The 16,779-nt window shown below is 59.9% G+C and carries 20 protein-coding genes; all 20 read right to left on the bottom strand.

Features of this window, described 5'->3' with window-relative positions; genetic code table 11:
• Positions 1-52: 52 nt before the first annotated feature.
• The 20 genes from NF676_RS06270 to NF676_RS06175 all read right to left on the bottom strand — a co-directional run bounded on the left by NF676_RS06270 (position 53) and on the right by NF676_RS06175 (position 16,637).
• On the bottom strand, positions 53-1,549 hold the full coding sequence (locus NF676_RS06270; protein WP_071174557.1) for a phage tail sheath subtilisin-like domain-containing protein: 1,497 nt from the start codon (positions 1,547-1,549) through the stop codon (positions 53-55).
• A complete protein-coding gene (locus tag NF676_RS06265) occupies positions 1,549-1,731 on the bottom strand; it encodes a DUF2635 domain-containing protein (RefSeq protein ID WP_024011856.1) in 183 nt (60 codons plus the stop codon). The genes NF676_RS06270 and NF676_RS06265 overlap by 1 nt, the downstream gene beginning before the upstream one ends.
• The gene (locus NF676_RS06260) at positions 1,728-2,312 is read right to left on the bottom strand and encodes a phage tail terminator protein (protein ID WP_252868882.1); all 585 of its coding nucleotides are present in this window, start codon (positions 2,310-2,312) and stop codon (positions 1,728-1,730) included. The genes NF676_RS06265 and NF676_RS06260 overlap by 4 nt, the downstream gene beginning before the upstream one ends.
• A 156-nt stretch (positions 2,313-2,468) precedes the next feature.
• Positions 2,469-3,491 carry a phage tail protein gene (locus NF676_RS06255; RefSeq protein ID WP_095180505.1) on the bottom strand — a complete coding sequence of 341 codons (1,023 nt, stop codon included), beginning with the start codon at positions 3,489-3,491 and terminating at the stop codon, positions 2,469-2,471.
• 9 nt (positions 3,492-3,500) lie between these two features.
• Positions 3,501-3,713 carry a tail protein X gene (locus tag NF676_RS06250; RefSeq protein WP_095180504.1) on the bottom strand — a complete coding sequence of 71 codons (213 nt, stop codon included), beginning with the start codon at positions 3,711-3,713 and terminating at the stop codon, positions 3,501-3,503.
• On the bottom strand, positions 3,706-4,089 hold the full coding sequence (locus tag NF676_RS06245) for a phage tail protein (protein WP_041478101.1): 384 nt from the start codon (positions 4,087-4,089) through the stop codon (positions 3,706-3,708). Before NF676_RS06245 ends, NF676_RS06250 begins: the two co-directional genes overlap by 8 nt.
• On the bottom strand, positions 4,089-6,062 hold the full coding sequence (locus NF676_RS06240) for a phage tail tape measure protein (protein WP_095180503.1): 1,974 nt from the start codon (positions 6,060-6,062) through the stop codon (positions 4,089-4,091). Before NF676_RS06240 ends, NF676_RS06245 begins: the two co-directional genes overlap by 1 nt.
• A gap of 128 nt (positions 6,063-6,190) precedes the next feature.
• Positions 6,191-6,772, bottom strand: a complete 582-nt coding sequence (locus NF676_RS06235) for a phage tail assembly protein (protein WP_095180502.1) — start codon at positions 6,770-6,772, stop codon at positions 6,191-6,193.
• A 152-nt stretch (positions 6,773-6,924) separates the two neighbouring features.
• Positions 6,925-7,431, bottom strand: coding sequence for a phage major tail tube protein (locus NF676_RS06230; RefSeq protein WP_039762530.1), 507 nt, complete (start codon positions 7,429-7,431; stop codon positions 6,925-6,927).
• The gene (locus tag NF676_RS06225; RefSeq protein ID WP_110645911.1) at positions 7,431-8,597 is read right to left on the bottom strand and encodes a phage tail sheath protein; all 1,167 of its coding nucleotides are present in this window, start codon (positions 8,595-8,597) and stop codon (positions 7,431-7,433) included. Before NF676_RS06225 ends, NF676_RS06230 begins: the two co-directional genes overlap by 1 nt.
• A gap of 2 nt (positions 8,598-8,599) precedes the next feature.
• Entirely contained in the window at positions 8,600-8,785 is a 186-nt protein-coding gene (locus NF676_RS06220; RefSeq protein WP_252877579.1) for a hypothetical protein, read from the bottom strand.
• 117 nt (positions 8,786-8,902) lie between these two features.
• Positions 8,903-9,094 carry a hypothetical protein gene (locus tag NF676_RS06215; protein WP_095180500.1) on the bottom strand — a complete coding sequence of 64 codons (192 nt, stop codon included), beginning with the start codon at positions 9,092-9,094 and terminating at the stop codon, positions 8,903-8,905.
• A 10-nt stretch (positions 9,095-9,104) separates the two neighbouring features.
• Positions 9,105-11,852, bottom strand: a complete 2,748-nt coding sequence (locus NF676_RS06210; protein ID WP_252887396.1) for a phage tail-collar fiber domain-containing protein — start codon at positions 11,850-11,852, stop codon at positions 9,105-9,107.
• Positions 11,853-12,488: a phage tail protein I gene (locus NF676_RS06205; RefSeq protein ID WP_252887395.1), complete on the bottom strand. Its 636-nt coding sequence runs from the start codon at positions 12,486-12,488 to the stop codon at positions 11,853-11,855.
• Positions 12,485-13,480 carry a baseplate J/gp47 family protein gene (locus NF676_RS06200; RefSeq protein WP_056783247.1) on the bottom strand — a complete coding sequence of 332 codons (996 nt, stop codon included), beginning with the start codon at positions 13,478-13,480 and terminating at the stop codon, positions 12,485-12,487. The genes NF676_RS06205 and NF676_RS06200 overlap by 4 nt, the downstream gene beginning before the upstream one ends.
• Positions 13,477-13,809, bottom strand: coding sequence for a hypothetical protein (locus NF676_RS06195; protein ID WP_056783245.1), 333 nt, complete (start codon positions 13,807-13,809; stop codon positions 13,477-13,479). The genes NF676_RS06200 and NF676_RS06195 overlap by 4 nt, the downstream gene beginning before the upstream one ends.
• Before the next feature lie 14 nt (positions 13,810-13,823).
• Positions 13,824-14,432 (bottom strand): phage baseplate assembly protein V, encoded by a 609-nt coding sequence (locus NF676_RS06190; protein ID WP_252868876.1) that lies wholly within the window; start codon positions 14,430-14,432, stop codon positions 13,824-13,826.
• A 3-nt stretch (positions 14,433-14,435) separates the two neighbouring features.
• Positions 14,436-14,957, bottom strand: coding sequence for a hypothetical protein (locus tag NF676_RS06185; RefSeq protein ID WP_056783242.1), 522 nt, complete (start codon positions 14,955-14,957; stop codon positions 14,436-14,438).
• 71 nt (positions 14,958-15,028) lie between these two features.
• Complete coding sequence (locus NF676_RS06180; RefSeq protein WP_056783240.1) at positions 15,029-15,367, bottom strand: phage holin family protein; 339 nt, start codon at positions 15,365-15,367, stop codon at positions 15,029-15,031.
• 526 nt (positions 15,368-15,893) lie between these two features.
• Complete coding sequence (locus NF676_RS06175) at positions 15,894-16,637, bottom strand: LexA family transcriptional regulator (RefSeq protein ID WP_056783238.1); 744 nt, start codon at positions 16,635-16,637, stop codon at positions 15,894-15,896.
• Positions 16,638-16,779: the final 142 nt, after the last annotated feature.

Below are 16,779 nucleotides of genomic sequence, written 5' to 3'. Positions count from 1 at the left end.
AAATAAAAAGCCCACGCGAGGTGGGCTGAATGCTTAGCGCCGACTGCGCGGATCAGGCCGCGTCGTCGTACTGCAGACGGAACTGGTTGAGCAGTGCGAACACGCGCAGGCCGTTGATGTAATCCGGCGGGAACAGCACGTTCACGCGGCTCGGGTCCTGCACGTCGCGCTCGACAATCAGGTGCTCGGCGAACAGCTCGGCGTTCTCCACGTGGCCTTCGAGTTCGAGTTTGGCGTACTGCGCGATCAGCTCGCCGCGAATGGTCGCCGGGGTGACGATCGGCTGGCCGGCACCGAAACGGGTGCCGTCGGAGGCCAGTTTGTGGCGGCCGTATTTGCTGGTGATCACGCTTTGCAGACGACGCACGATGAACGCCGACTGGTGCATGGTTTCGCTGTCCAGATAGGAGTTGTCGGCCTGGCCGTAGGCGTTCTTCTGGTAGGTGGTGATCGAGCGCTGGATGCGCACGTAACCGCCTTCGTAGTACGCGGTGGCGATGCCGTAGTTGAGCAGCGACTGACGCTCGGTCAGGGTGAAACGCTCGCTCGCCGGCGCCGGGTCGACGCCCGGCAGGCTGCCGCTTTGGGTCGGACGGCTGGCATCGGCGGAGATGAACACCGCCGTGCGTGCAGCCAGCGCGGCGGCCTGTACCCAAAACGGTTGCGGTACGCCCGGTTCCAGCGCCTGGATGGTCATGTGCTGATCGTTGCGCGCCTGGCCTGCGGCAACCAGCGTACCGACGGTGCCGCGCTTGGCGCTGTAGACGTGACCAAACAATTGCTTGGCCCACGACCAGCGCCCGGTGCTGTCGTCCATGACCGCTTGCCAGGTGTTGAGGGTGGCCAGGTCGGACCACGGCAAGGCGATGAATTCGAATGGCTCATCGCCTAGAGCCGCGACGGCGGCGATCTGATCCGGCACACCGGCGCCGCCGGTCATGGCGGTGATTGCGCTGGTCAGACCGGCCGGAGTTTCTTCGCCGTTGCTCTTGCCCAGGCGATTGAATTGCAGGCTGATGTCATTGCCGCTGTCGCCGGTCCATTTGGCGGTCAGGGTGACCACGCCTTCGGCAGCCGCCGCGCTGACCGGCAGGTCGGCAGTGGCGTTGATTTTCTGCGCCAGGGCAGTGGCCGCTTGAGCGGCGGTGGCGCCGTTGACCACGGTGGCCTGCACGCGCACGCCGCCGACGTACAGATTGAGCATGCCCGCTTGAGTCGCGGTACCGGTCAGGGTCAACACACCCTTGGCGATGGCGCCTTCGGTGTTGTGCAGCGGCAGGCACCAGATCTCGCCGATCGGGTCGGCCTTGCGGAAAGTCTCGTACATCGAGGCGAGCATCGAGCCCTGGCCGCCGATGCTTTTCGCCAGCGCCACGCTGGAAACCAGCACCAGTTTGCCGACCTCAGTCGGGGCAATATTGTCGTTGACCTGCGCGACGATCAAACGGCGCATGGCCGAGGTCGCGCTGTTGGCGGCCGAGTTGTCCATTTCGGCATAGAACAGCGGAACACGAATGTCCGCCGGGATGTTGCTGAATCCGATCGCCATTATTTGGCTCCCTGTGGTTTAGCCGCTTTTGCGGTTTTGAGTGTGATATCGCCGTCGGCCAGACGCCGGCGCCACCAGGCGCTGTCCAGCACTTCACGGCCTGCGGCCGGCAGCAAGTCGCCGGCCTCCGGGTCAGGTACGACACGGCCAGCGGCCGGCACTACGGTGATGCGGTTGCTCATGGGGTTACGTCTCCAGAGAAAGTCATTTCCACCCGGCCATCCGGACCCGGGCGTTGCAGATTGGGGTCGGCCGGATCGATCGCATCGACCCGCACCGTCATCCCGGTAAAGGACGACAAAGCGTCCAGTTCGCGCTCGTGCCAACTCTCCGCAGGCTGACTTGGCAGATTGCGGCCGAGCTGGAACTCGGCATAAAAGCGCAGCCGATAGAAGGCACGGCTGCTGTTGATCGAGACCAGCTCGCCGCCGTCGTAAACGATGGCGCTGTAGTCGGAATCGGGCTTGAACCCCACCAGCGCGCGCCACAGTTCGGCGCGCAGGTCGTGCAACCCATCCAGCGCTTTTGTCGCGTCGGTAGCATCAAGCACCAGAACGATTTCGAAGCGCTCGCGGATCGGTTGGGTGGTGAGGTTTTGTGCGCTGCCAGGACTGGCCAGATCGGCCAGCGGCAGTACGTGAGCTGAGGGTGTCGGTAGATCGGGGTTGCCTTGCAGCAACGCCAGATCGACACCCACCGAAATATGATTGGCAAGCCCAGGGCATTGCCCACGCAGTTGCGTGAGGATCGGGGTGATCTTCATGGGGGTGTTCCGGAATAAGAGGAATTACAGAGGACGCCGCAGTCCTGTGGGAGTGAGCCTGCTCGCGAAAGCGGTCGATCAGTCACATCGATGCTGAAGCTGACGTCCCTTTCGCGAGCAGGCTCGCTCCCACAGGAATATGCACTCGGTTCAGGATTACTGTTCCGCCTTGGGATCCAGGCACGACGCATCAATCAGGCAGCGATAGCTGTTCTCGCGACTGCCGCTGGCGGTGACCTTGTCGATCGACCAGCGTCCGCGCATGAAGTCCGGCCAGCTCTCATCGAGCAATACCAGCCCTTCGGCCGCGAGCCGTGGATCCCCCGGGCAGGTGATTTGCACCTTGTACTTCTGCCGCAGCATCTTGCGCACTTCGCCCTCGCCTACTGCGATGGCATCAGCTTCGCTGGGCTGCTTCTGGCGCAGCGTCTTGAACGGCGCAACACCGGTTTCAACCCAGCGCAGCACCCCGGCCGCCGCATCCCAGAAACAGGTCTTGCAGCCCTTGGCCTGCTCGCGGGCAGATTCTTCCAGCGTGGCGCTGATGAAGGCGTGATCGCCGGGGCGATTGTTGTGGGTAACCGACAGCGTCACGTCCGGCAGAATCTGCCCCGACAACGACTTGGTCTGCCCGGGCCGCGCCAGCACATAAACATCGCCGTAAGGCTTGGCGACGACGTTGTATTTTTTCGCCAGACGCGTGACAAACCCCATGTCGGTCTCGTTGGACTGGTCGATGTGCTCGATGCGGATCAACGAAATCTCCGGCGCGACCCGTGGCGAAAAGCCGTGCAGCTCCACCAGCTTGCGAAATAATCCACCCAGCGTCGTTGGCCCATGACTGGCGGTGCGGCGCTGCTTGAAGCCGGTTTCATCATCCTTGCTGAATGGCGCCGCAGTGGCCACCAGGGTGAGGCGAAACGGAAACAGTGTTGGCGTCAGACGCGTCACTTTGAACAGGCCTTTATCGACCATCGCGGTTTCTCGATAGCCGACTTGCATGCCAATCTTGCCGCCCAGATTCGGCAACCCCTCAAGCCCCTCCAGATCGATAGTCAACGTCAGCTGATCGGACTCGAAACCGGCGGCATCGATGTGCTCCCAACTGATCAGGCGTTGATTGAGCAAGGCCGCGTTGGCCCCGTAGATATTCACTGCCGGCGTAAATCCCAGTGCCATTCAACCTCCTTAATCCCACGCCGTCGCTGCTTTGACCACGGCGGGTTTCACATCCAGTTCCGGTAGCACGATCCAGACGCCGGCGGGCAGAATCGGCCCGTGTTCGGCCAGGGTCGGGTTGAGCTTCCACAGCGCTTCTTCGGCAGCGTCATCACTGCGCCCGGTTTCGCGGTAGAGCAGCAGATTCACCGAATCACCGGCCACGCTTCGTGCTTTACGCATTGTTGAACTCCGCTAGTTCGATGACCCAATCGACTACCATCGCCGTACCGTCATCGATGATCTGGGTCTGGGTTTCCTGAACGCTGCTGATCCGCCACAGGCCCCAGTTTCGACCAATCCCGTCGATCAACGGCAGCGGGATACGCAGCGCCTGCAAAGCTCGCAATTCATCGAGCCGATCCATGGCTACGGCGTACATCGACTTGCCGGTAATGGTCAGGGTTTCCGGTTTCTGTCCGGTCTGGCTGGACTTGGGTTTGCTGGTGAGGATCTGTATCTCGGTCCAGCCGCCGTCAGACTTGCGCAGCAACTGGTGGTACGCAAAGTTGCGCGACAGGCCGAAGATGAAACTGCCCAATGCCATTTGCTGTTTCATCAGGCGACTCCATCGGTCAGGGCCGCGTCGCGGCGGGTGGCAAGGGGGTTGTTGGTGAGCAGCGGGGTCATTTGCATGAACTGGTTTTGCAGATGCTGCGCGACCAACATACCGATCTTGTCCGAGCTGCCGGGGTCGCTGCAGTAGACCTGGACCGAAGGTGCGTAGGTCACGTGCTGGTCAGACGCATGGGCGCTCGCCAGATCCTTGCTCACTTGGGCGGGCGCAGAAAGCGTGTCAGGCGCGGTGATAGCAAGTCTTTCACTCAAAGCAGTTTGCGCGTTTCTGCTCGATGCCGGAATCGCCTGCGAAATAGCCTCCAGAGAAACCGTCGATGGCCCGAGGTGCGGCGTATCGACCAATGATGCTCGTTCGCCAATTGCCATTTCCGCACCGGCCGCAGGAGCCAGACTGGCAATCCCTGTCACCGGCTTGTCCGCTGCGAGCCTCGATGCAGAATCTGCTGTTGACGAAAGATCGGGGGGATTCGCCAGGGCGCTACCAGGTATCCGTTTGCGCAACCGGTCTTTCGCCTCATCGACACCGGCGTCCAACACAAGATCGAATAGCTTTTTCAGGGCTGAACCCAAAACAATGACCCCCGCCGTGATCGTCGGATGGTCCTCAGCGAATTCACTCATCCTGTCGATGCCGGCACCGGCAACGCTCAGCACTTCAGGAGAGGGCGCCACCGCCTGGGCGCTGGCGATAGCCAAGCGCTCGTTTCGAGCAGTCTGAGCATTCCACTGTCCTTGCGGGGAATTGGAGCGTGCCAGTGCAGACTGGCGCACCGAACTCCGCTCACCGATCACCGAAGTCGCGTACTGACTTTTGTCCTTTACTTGCGAAAAGGCCTCGTTGACATCGCCCGGATTCTGCGCCAACAACTGCACCGCATTGGCGCTGTCAGCAAACAGGCTTCGCGCCAGCGTGGCGCGTTGTTCGACAGGTTTTGCGTGCAGCGCGGCAAGCACCGAGAGCAGCGCACCCTGGGCATTCTGCTTGTCGGGGTCATGCATTGCAGCGGTCACGGCAGCAGGATCAAGTCCCAACTGCTTCCAGGCGCCACGTTCTGCGGCGGAGACGCTGTCACCTTTGCCCAAGGCAGCTGAAAGGCTTTTCAACGCCTGCCCGGCATCGTCTTTGCCCGTTCCGCTGCGGAGCAAGGCTGCCGACAGCGCTGCGGCCTGCTGGGGCTGCAAGCCTGCTGTGAGCGCCGCCTCGCCTGATTGCTTGAGTACGGCGCCGATGTCGGCGGACTTGACGCCACCCGGCATTTTGCCGAGCAGGTGTGTCGCATCCGCGAGGTCAAACGCCTGATCGCGAGTGAGCTTCATCGAGGTGCGCCACACCGTCATCATCTCGGCGACTTCCATCGCTGGGATTTTGAGTGCCGACGCTACGACCGCAGCGTCGCTGGCGAAGTTGAGCAGCTCAAAAGACTTGTCCGACGCGTTGGTCAGCTCATTGCCAATTCCTGAGTCGGCGGCCAGCGTTGCAACCTTGATCAGTTCGATACCGCTGGTGCCTCCCGCCGCCACCATCGGCTTACTGGCCATGATCAAGCTCGACAGTGCGATTTCGTTGGCCTGCACTGGCGTCAATTGTGCCGCGCTACCCAGATCGGCCGCCGCCGAATAAAAGTCAATCGCCGGCCTCACACTTTCTGGTGCCTTGGTCCGCTCGGCGGCCTCATCCGGCGCTGCCGACGCGCTGGTGGCTTCACCGTTCGCGGTGGAACTCAACGAGAGCATCCGCAAGTTGGACAATGCCAATCGCAATGAATCGATCGCTGTCGTCAACGCATCGATCCTGATACTTGCGGTGACGAGCGCCTGACTCAGCTGGGGATATTGATCGCCGATGATCGGTCCGGGGCCGGGGTTTGCCGCAGCCATGTTCAAGCGGATATCACCGGTTGCTGCGCCCCCCCGCTCATCGGCATTCATTGGCGCAAATTTGCTTTCTGCCATGCCGCTCTACTCCTGTTTCACGCCAAGGCGAGTGATCGCTATGTCGTAGCGGCGCAACGCCTTTTCGGCGTCCCATTCCAGAATCTCCGCTTCACTTACCGGGTAAATGAGCGGGACGATATCGAGGATTACTTCGATGTCGCGTTCCGAAAGTAGGCCGCCGGCTGGTTTAAAAAATCGTCGATGCGCACCTGCAATTGCGTCCAGTCGGGGACGGTCAGGTGGGCCAGATCGGGGATCATCAGGCCGGTGCAGTGGGCGGTGATGAATTCGGCGCGTTCCTTGGCCGTCTTCAGTTTCTTCATCACTTTGGTGGCGCGCAGCACGGGCATTTCCAGGCTCAGCGAGTCGACGGTGCGGCCGGTGACGGCGAGCGGTTGCAGCAATTGCACCTGGTCGGGATCGTCGGATTTCTCCGCGTCATCGATCTGGTCAAGAAAGTACGCACTCGGCCGGGTCGACATCTCATGGACGTACTGGGCGATGCTCACGTAGTCCGGACGTTTGAGTTGATCGAGCTCTTTCACCGACAGGCCGGTGGCGAGCAGCGCCAGCTCGAAGAACTGATCGTCTTCGTCATCGCCGGCGCGTTCCAGCGCATCTTTTTGTGCGGCGTAGAACAGCGGTTTGAGCTGGATCGTTGCGATCTGCGAGCCATCGTCACCGGTGATCGGCGACAGCAGTTCGTGTTGGGGTGGCATCCACGGCATGTATGAATTCCTTGGTGATTCGTTTAGATCCACTGTGGGAGCGAGCCTGCTCGCGAAGGCTTTGGCACATTCGAAATTGATGTAACTGAACGACCGCTTTCGCGAGCAGGCTCGCTCCCACAAGGTTTTGTGATTTACCGGTAAACCGGTGTTTACGGCATCAACACCGCACGCCGTGCATCACCGAGGATGTCGACGCCGTTGAGCACGAACTTCTGCGTGCGCACGTCGATGTCGATCACCGGCACGCCGTTTTCAAGGCGGTTGTAGGTGCGGCAGGACAGTTCCAGATTGGTCTTGGGCTTCTCGCCCATTTTCACTGCGGTTTCCTCAAGGGATTTCAACTGGCCGCCGACGGTGTGGTAGGTGAACCAGGTATTGCCGTCCTGATCCTGACCAGCTTCACGCACGTTCAGCAGGATGTCGTCGCCGAGCTTCACGCCCAGCGCCAGCAGCACCTCGGCGCCGAGGCCTTGAAGGGTCAGCTTGGCGCCGAGCGCTTTGCCGCCCTTGGCCATTTCTTCGACGATGAAGCGTCCGCCGCGCATCTCTTCCATGTCGAATTCGATTTTCGGCGGGGTGAATTCCTCAACGGTCGCCGACAACGGCAGGCCTTGCAGGGTGGCCGCGATGGCCTGTCTTACGCGGTTGGTAAACATTAGAGAACGTCCTCCAGGAACTGCTCGATGATTTCATCGCGGGCGTTGAGTTGATAAACCATGTGTTCGTTCGGCGCGTAGCGGCCGTAGTCGATGACCACGTACCAGGTGCCGTTCTTGTACTTCTCGACGCTGTTGAGTTCCGGGTGCAGATACACGCTGCCGCCGGGAATGGTTTCATCGGCAACCAGGGTCTGCAGCCAGTCGTTGATGCGCTTGACCTCCTGATCCATGAAGGATTTGGTGAGGTTCTTGGCCATGGCTTTCTGGCCGGCCTTGACCAGCTTGCGGCTGATCGCATCTTCGAGGCCGACGTAGCTGATGAACTTGCCGGTGATCGAGCGGTTACCCAGCAGCGAGAAGCCGCCAAGCACGGTGCGGGCGTAGTAGCTGACGCCGTAACGGTTGAGCAGATCGCCTTCGGTGGACGTATCGAGGATGTTGTACTCGACGACCCGCGAAACGTCTTCGGCGAAGGTCACCTGGTTGCCCGGGCTCTCCCATTGCTTGACCTTGGCCAGCGCGGCAATCGCCAGACTGGACGGCGACAGGAAGACGTTTTTCTTCGCCGCTTTCGAATACACGGCGGGCATGTTGTGCACCACCAGGCAACGGTCGAAACCGAGTTCGGCGCCGCCGAGTTCCTGGCTGTACAGCACCTGATCGGCCACCGACACATCCTTGCCGTCCAGCACCACACGGGCCTTGATGCGCTTGCCGAACGCGGCGAACTCACCGGCCACCGCTTTGCTGCCGGTAAAGCCCGGCGCGCCGATGATGGTCAGGTCTTCCGGGACACTGCCCAGCGCCGCCAGACCGAGCTTGCGACCAGTCGCCGGCTCGACACCGCCGATCACATTGTTGACCGTGTCGGCCGGCGTCGCGCCTGCTTCGACGATGACTACGTACACCGGCACCTTGACCACTTTGAGGATCTGGTAGACCGCGTGATACAGCGTGCCCTCTTCCGAACCGGTCGGATCGAGCAACGCGTGGGTGGTGAAGCTGTTGATGCGGAACGGCGCGTTACGCGGAATCAGCGGATCGGCTTTCGGCGCAGTGCCGACCAGACCGATGACGTTGTCACCCAGGCCACCCATGGCCTCGGGGGATTCAGTGGCATTGACGGTAATGCCGTTGTGCTCGAAGTTCAGAACCTCAGCCATGTTCAGTCAGCCTTCTTGGCAGCGGCCTTTTTGGCCTGGGTGATAGAGGTTTTCGGCTCAAGTCGACCGGCAAAGTGCAAGGCACTGGCCTCGACATCGAGCAGATCGAGTTCTTGACCAACGCTCGACCAATGCCCACCGCCGGTGGGGAATGGGACGAGCACGGTGTAGGTTTGGCGGGTTGCCATTTTTCGTTTCTCCATAAACGGGAAAGCCCCTCGGGAGGGAGGGGCTTTGGCGGGTGTTTTGGTGTTAGTGAGAAAATGCAATTGAGCGCGATTATTATTTCAGCGCTTTCCTCTAACTCAGGTTTGGGCAGGAGCACGCATCCCTCTCAGCACCTCCTGACCCAGTGAGATCTGCGCGTCGTGGTAAGCCATGAAACGAGGATCCTCCCACTCGATTTCTGCTTGATTTGGATATAAACCAGGATCTTGCGCACATCCAAATACCGCGACGATCTTTCTCATGCTGTCATCTTCAAATTGGACAAACATTGATCACCTCTTAAAAATCATATGATGTGGCGGAAACGATAAACGTGGGCGAACCTTGAAGAGTTGAGGTTGCCCAGCGGATCGTTTGAGGAGTTTTCATGTGCAAGCGTTCGAAAGGCACTGTTTGTTGCCCTCCGGCTGGCACAGTACCGTTGTTTGTTTTCTGACCTACCGAAGCATCCGAAGCAAAGAGACTCAATGAAATAGATCCGGCAGTTGTGGATGTTACGGTCGATGAGCCGCCAATCATTCGCGCATTTTTGGGAAGGGCCGGCACTACCTGGGTTGTAGGGCCTGATAAAACAGTCGTGTTCAGTACCGAAATGCCACTCACATCGACATGCCGACCGTCTTGCTGGCAGGCAGCGAAGAGCCCTGCGGATTGCGTCGGCAAAATAGACACTAGCGCCGACGCAGTAAAACCGGCTGGGATATTTATCCCGCTATAAACATTCGGCAAAACGGAATTAACGGCATTGACTGCCATTAACGCACTTACCCCTGAAGCCGGATTGTAAATAGCGTAGAGACCGACATAACCGTTTGACGGAGCCACCCCAGCATCCATTCCTCCAACGCCCACAACTGACAGGTTGACTAGTTTGTTGAAGTTGTTGAGTCGATATGACCCAGCAAAATCTTCGACGATGACCTCATCCGCCGTAAACGTTGCGGTAAGGGAGGCAGTATTAACGATCAGGGCCGCATTTCTGCTGGCTCCAGCTAGTGGACCGTTTAGCCGAAGCCTTTGCGTCTCCAGCAACAATGCACCTATATCAATGTTTCCCTGATTGATCGGCGCGTTCCAGGCCTTGATGCACCACATCACAGCCAGGTTGCGCGGGCGCGTTTCAGCGCCTACGTTTCCCGTTATCGGGATATCCGAGTTGGCGCCAGTTCCTGCACCGCTGATTACAACGGCCAGGCCGGAACCGGCTCCTGCCGCCGTAGTGACTGTATGCCGGAGAGCATGCAAGTGGGACTGGAACTGGTGGTTCTGCCAACTGCCAACGGTTCGATCAGCATCCACGCCCCGCCCATGATCCCAGCCACGCAGAAACTCGCCGCGAGATTCCGGCAAGCGGAAATTGCCCGCGCCCTCGTCACCCTTGTTGTAAGTTGTGCCGAGAAAAGCGGCTAGATCAGGATAGGTCGCGATGCTCTGCGCACTGCCATCCAGTTCCAGATAACCGGGAGCGACGATACCCGTCGGGAATGCCAGAACAGCACCCACCGGAACGGCGGATTTCAGCCGTTCGACCTCCTTCGCCAGCGCGGCTACATCGATGGCTCCCTGATTGACCGGGGCATTCCACGCTTTGATGCACCACATGACGGCAATGTTGCGAGGACGGGTTTCTGTTGAGGTGCGCGCAACTCTCGAAGCATCGAAGAGCATATTGATGACGCCGGTAGCGGCTCCGCCTCCGGGGATTTGCGTCCCACCGGTCGCCGCCGAGCCAAAAGCGCCGCCGACCTGGCCCACAGCTGCCAGTTGAACCCCATTATTCGCGGCATACTGTCCCGTGATGTTCTGGAGCGAGTCGAGCTGCGCACTGCCGACTCCCCGGCTAGCATCCACACCCCGCCCATGATCCCAACCCCGCAAAAACTCCCCGCGCGCCTCTGGCAAACGGAAGTTCCCACCCCCCTCGTCCCCCTTGTTGAACTTGCCGCCCAGATAAGCGCTCAGGTCCGGATACGTCGCACTGCTCTTGACGCTGTTATCCAGCTCCAGAAAACCCGGCGGTGGCGCATCAACCGGGAATGCCACAATCGATCCCACCGGCAACGCCGAAGCCTTGGCAATCAGCGCTTCAACTTCAGCTTTGGTGTACGAATCCTTGATACCAAATCCGGCCAGCGTCTCCGGGTTTGCACCCGCAGTCGCGCGACCATATTCGTCAACGGTTAGACTTTTATAAGTCCCAGCAGCAATCCCGGTACGACCGGCGAGCATTTTGAACGTCAACGTTGTAGTGCCGAGAGTGATCGGCGCATTGGTGCTCAGATGCCACAGCGAATCACCGTTCGCCGTGCCCTCCTCCACCATGACCGTCAGACCCGGGGTGACCTTGGCGCTGGTGTTGGCATCGGTGGCCCGCACCCAGTCGCCATTGGCAACGATCCACAAGCCGTTGTCCTTGGCCAGCGTCTGGCTCGGCAGCAGCACACGATCGCCGGCAATTACGGCAACACCATCAATCTGCTGTGCGCTGTTCATCACGACATTGCCAGTCGCCGCAACGCGCACCGACTGCTTGCCATCGAGCTTGCCGAGTTCTTCGGCGAGGTAACTCATGACCCAGGCACGCGTAGCTTTAACCACGGTGTCATCGATCAACAACGTCACCAACGACGCATTGCTGGTCTCGAAAATCGAGCGGATATAAAACTCTTTACCTGAACCCGACGTCGCCAGCACCGGTTTGAACGACTCCGGGTATTTGACGATAGCGTAGAGAATGCCGGTGTCGGTCCACAGCCCGGCTTCACGCACATACCAGCCGCCGACGTCCGGCGGGATAGTGACTTCGGCAAGCAGCCAGCTCGGGTTTTTCTCATCCTGGAACAGTGCGTTGAGCGGTCCGCGCCAGACTTCGCGTTTCAGAGCGGTCGCGGTGGCAGCCGGGTTGTAGACCGCGCCGCCGCCGTCGCCGACCGAAATCTGCGTCAACTTGATCGGCACACCCGCAGCCTTGCACGCCGTTTCGTAGGCAATCCCTGCGTTGGTGAGCAGGGTGTAATAGTCAGCCATTCAGGCCCCCTGAGGATAAATAGTGGATGTTTCGACGGTGTACAACGCCGCGACCATGAACGCCTCGCCAGAGGTTTCAAGCCCTTCGATGAACACCGGATAAACCGTGGTCAGTTCGCCGCAAAACGTCGCAGCACCAATGACGTGATTGCCGAATGCGCTCAAACCCACCGACACGGAGAGAACGTCCCTCTCGCTTTTCGCATCGGCCAGACGGCGGTCGAGACGGGCGTCGATTTCTTCGCTGTATGGTTGGTCGCTGAAGGCACGCACGGAAAAGCTGTACGGCGCGCCGGGCGGTGTCTGTTCGTACCAGGCGCGGATCTCGGGTCTTAATTGCAAACCCTTGGCGGCGTTTTCCAGCGCCTTGCGAGTGCCGGCCTGACGCGCGGTGGGCCAGGCCAGTTCGACGGTCAGGCGTTTTTCCGCCTCCGGTGCGGCGCTGCTCCATTCGGCAACACCGCGATCCGCCGCCAGATACGGCAGAAAGGCAACCGGGGTTTCTGCGGGGTTCATCAGTTCCGGGAACGGCGGCGCGATGCGATCGAGCAAGGCGTCGAAGCCCAGATCCAGTCCGCGTTCGAGGGCCGAGCTGTTGGCCGGCAGTAAGGTTGGCCGCTGAGTTTTTTCAGTCATAGCGTCAGCACCTCGACTTCGACCGCGGTGCAATAAGGCGCCTGAAAAGCGGTGGTGACGATGGGCGCCAGCGGTTCGAGAATCTGCAGTTGTACGGCGCCGGCGCTGTGCAACGTGTAGTCGATCCAGCTCGGATCGACCCGGCCTTCGAGGCGATGGCAACTGTCGGCATACGCTTGCAATTGTGCTTGCGCCGCGACCTTGGTCAGGCCCGAGTCGGGGCCGGAATTGATCTTGGCGACAACGCGGATTTTGTAGCGCTGGATCTCGGCAGCCTTGACGGTAACGAGGTCAGTTTCCGGGCGCACGTCTGGACGAGCAAAGTGCTGACGGACGCCCTCGAGCAATGCTTCGGAAGGCGTGCCATCGCCGCCTCGAGAAAGCACGGTGACTTGCACTTCGCCCGGCGCAGTGCGGCGCCCGTTGCCATCCTTGACCTGCGCGGCGAGGCCGTCCGGGTTGAAGGTGTAAGTGACATTCACTACGCCGGAATCAGTGGACTCAACCTGTACCGTGGGCCGCTCGCCGAGGGTGAACACCTCGCGGCGATACTGCATCCGCGAACCCGCCGCCGGCGCATGAGGTGCCAGGTAATAACGCAACCGAGCGTCGTCATCACTTTCATAAATCGCCGGCACTGGCGGAAATGCCGCCGGGTCGCCGGGATCGAGCAGTTGCCGCTCAAGCCCCATGTCGGCCAGCCGCGCATCGAGATTGCTGCCGGTCGCCCACCACGCCAGCATTTGTTTGATGCGTGCGTTGTATTTGCGCTCATGGGTTTGCAGACGCACGCAGAACGCTTCTAGCGCGAGGGTGAGCAATTCGCTTTCGTTTTCCAGGCTCACCTTGAGTTTCGCGGCGCTGGTCGGCGAACGAGCACCCACGTATTCGACGACGAAGGCTTTGAACTCGTTGAGTAAATCTTCGAACGCTTCAACCGTGATCAGCGCGGGTTCGGCCAGTTGATTCTGGCCGGGGATCAGCATGCTCATGTCACCACCTCGAAGGTTTGTTGGCGGTTTTTCCAGGTGCCGGCAAAACGCAGCAGCAGGCCGTCACCGTGGCGACTGGCAACAATCACTTGCGGCTGAAAATCATCGATACCGTTATGCGGGTTGTAGAACGCTTGCGCGGCGTGGCTCTGTGCCAGAAGCAGAATGTCGTCACCGAGGTTCTGCCCGAGGAGAGTGGGAATCAGCGAACCGTACAAAGGTCGTTTCTGCCGAGTGCCCAGCGGTGTGGTCAGGGCCCGGGTCGCGCGCTGCACGAATTGCAGCCAGTCGTCGACCGTGGCCCCGCTGTCTCTATCGATTCCGATCATAGGAGGCTCTTGAATCAGGGGCTGATGACGCGGCCCTGGTGATCGACCAAGGGGCCGCTGAAGTGCACGCCCGAGGCGTCGATACTCAGGCCGACGGCGCCCAGTTGCAGGGTGATCAGTTGTGGCGTCATGGCCAGACGTGCAGGGCCGATGCTCAGTTCGAGCGACTCGCGAGACCCGTGGAATTGCGTTGGTCCGTTGAGCCAGTGCAAGGCGTGGCTGGCGTCGTCGTAACTGCTTTCGCTGCCGTCCTGATGTACCCGACGGGTCAGCGTCGGCACAGTCGAGGCCGGGGGAAAACGGTCGCTGTTCAAGCCGAACAACGCGACACTCTGCGCGCCGCTTTCGCCGCTGCCATAGTTGAACAGCAGGCACTGCTCGCCCACCGTCGGGATGCGCGATTCACTTTGCGCACCAGCGCTGGGGTTGAAGAACTTGATCGCTGGGGTGAGCAATCCACCATGGCTGACTTGGCAGGTATTGCTCGCCGCATCAACTGACTGGCAGATGCCAATGCGACAGAAACTCTCGGCGCGGCGGTGCAAGTCTTCGATTTCCGCTTCCATTTCCGCCAGACGCTCAATGATCGGGCCGAGTTGCATGCGCAGTAATGCATCGAACATCGGTCAGCCCTCCAGCGCGGTGTACTGGTCCGGGTCGTCGATGTTGCTGACTTCCCAGGTGCGAGCGAATTTCGGCATGCCCAGCGGATCGTCGAGCAAGGTCGGGCCGAGGTAGAGTGTCTGGTTGAACGTCAGGGTCCAGGTTTTGTATTGCTGATCGCCACGGATGAGCAATGACGGCAAGCCATCGATATTCATCGGCAGATCGCATTGATCGCCGGATATGTTCCAGCGGTTGTCAGTCATCAGGTTTTTCAGCACGGCAATCAGATCGCACGCTGCAAATGCACTGGCGGCAAGGGCCGGGATGACTTGCAGAGAGACCGTCATGACATGAGCAATTCGCCCGTCAGCGGCGCGCACCCCGGGTCCATTGCGGTCGAAGTCGATCAGCACCCAGGCCTGATCGCCCGGTGCAGTGAAATCATCATGGTTGCCGACGGTGAGGTTGAGGCCGGCGGTGTTGCGCAGTGACGTCGCGATGGCTGTAAACAGTTGCGACGGCTGCTGGATCGGTGTGGGCATACATGACCTCCTTTTCAATCGTCCACGCGCAGCCCTGCCGCCAACATGGCGGCAGGGAAAAATATTCAGGGTTAAGGGTGGTCGCGCGGCGGCACTTCGCAGACGCCGATACGCTTGGCCGCCCAGCGTTCGTAAAGGCCTATAGCGACATCAGCGCCGGCCATCGCCGTCAGGCAGCCAAACGCGCCAGCGGCCCAGATCGACATGCCGGCGGCATACAGCAGCATGATCGCTGACACGCCGCAGATCATGCAGGCGCCGGAACGCAGAGCCAGACGCCGCACAAGTGACCAGCCGCGGGCGCCCTCCTTGTCGGCGCGCCACATTTCGCCGGACACCCCGCCGACGACAGCGAGGAGGATGACCAGCCAGATCGGCATGTCCGCCAACGCTTGTTGCTCGTTTGTCATGTCACGCCTCCGTGGGTGATTGATGAGTGATGGGTTGGATTCAAACGGTTTCTCTTGAGGCAGGCATTCCAAAAAGCCCGGCGCTTGCACACCGGGCTTTTCAGTAATGCGCTCCTTCGCCTTCCTTCAAATCCTGTGTTCGAGAAGGAAGCTGACTTTTCGGCGCTACTGGCGCGGTACGAGTCCATTCAGATTGTTTTTCCGACCGCGGTCCCTGCCCGCCGGATAACTGCTTCTGGTGCTTTACGCTGCACACCCGGGTCAGTTGCCAACCCTCTGAACCGTTGAGGCCGGTTCATCGCTGCCTGTTCTTGTGGAACTAAAGAGCTTGTCTTGCCAGCCGCTTTGTCGAGCGGCTTGGTGGCAAGAATATGCATGGATGCATATACAGTCAATGCGTAAATGCATTTATTTATGCATTAAATTTGCGCATATGCATGAAACCCAAGCGGGCCAAGGGGTGGGGAGATTTCTGCAGGCGTAAAAAAACCTGCCGAGGGGCAGGTTTCAGTTGAATCGAAAGGGGCTAGCGGGCGTACATGCCCCACCAGAAGACGTGACCAAGGATAACGATCTGCTCTTCCTGGATTTCCTGGAAGCTGTAGTCCTCGTCCGGATGCTCGTCGCGATTGAAGCTGCGCAGACGGATACCGGTGGGCAAACGATAGAGTTGCTTCACGCGCAGCTGGCCATTGTGATTGATCGCATACAGGTCGCCATCAATGATGTCGCCGATGCCGCACTTGCCGGCATTGACGCCGACGGTGGCGCCATCGCGCAGAACCGGCAACATGCTGTTGCCGCGTACTGTCACACACTTGGCCTGGTCGAACTGCACACCATTGTGGCGCAGGCTGCGCTTGCCGAAGCGTAGGCTTGAGCGCTCGCTCTCTTCGATGACGAATCTTCCTGATCCAGCAGCCAATTCAACCTCACGTAGAAAGGGCACCGACACCTCGTCGTCATCGACAGGGGTGTCGTCGTCCCACAGGCTTATATCCTTGAGTTCCGCATGCACGTCAGCGCGCGTGCCGGCCGCCGTTGGCGCGACATCCGCGCGCCCGCGCAACTGATCGGTGCTGACGTTGAAATATTCAGCGATCTTCGAGATGTGTTTATCCGAAGGATCGACAATCTTCCCGCTGAGAATCCGCGAGAGCGTTGATTGAGGCACGCCGGTGCGACGGTGGAGCTCCGTGGGGGAGATCCCGTGCTGGTCGAGCAGTGCTCTTAAGACGGAGGAAACGTTGCGTTTTTGCATAACGCGCATATTGCTTGAAGTTTTTCGCGAAGACAAATGCTGATTTGCATAGATCGTGCATAGATCAACTTTTCCCTGTCAATAAATGCTCACCCGACCGCAGCGCCTGCGTCGGGCAGACTGGCCATGGTAACCTTGCGCCCATCGCGGA

The organism is Pseudomonas siliginis, assembly GCF_024072275.1.
Classification (GTDB): Bacteria; Pseudomonadota; Gammaproteobacteria; order Pseudomonadales; family Pseudomonadaceae; genus Aquipseudomonas; species Aquipseudomonas siliginis.
The sequence above is the reverse complement of the archived record's forward strand: the minus strand, read 5'-3'. Positions and strand labels throughout refer to the sequence as shown.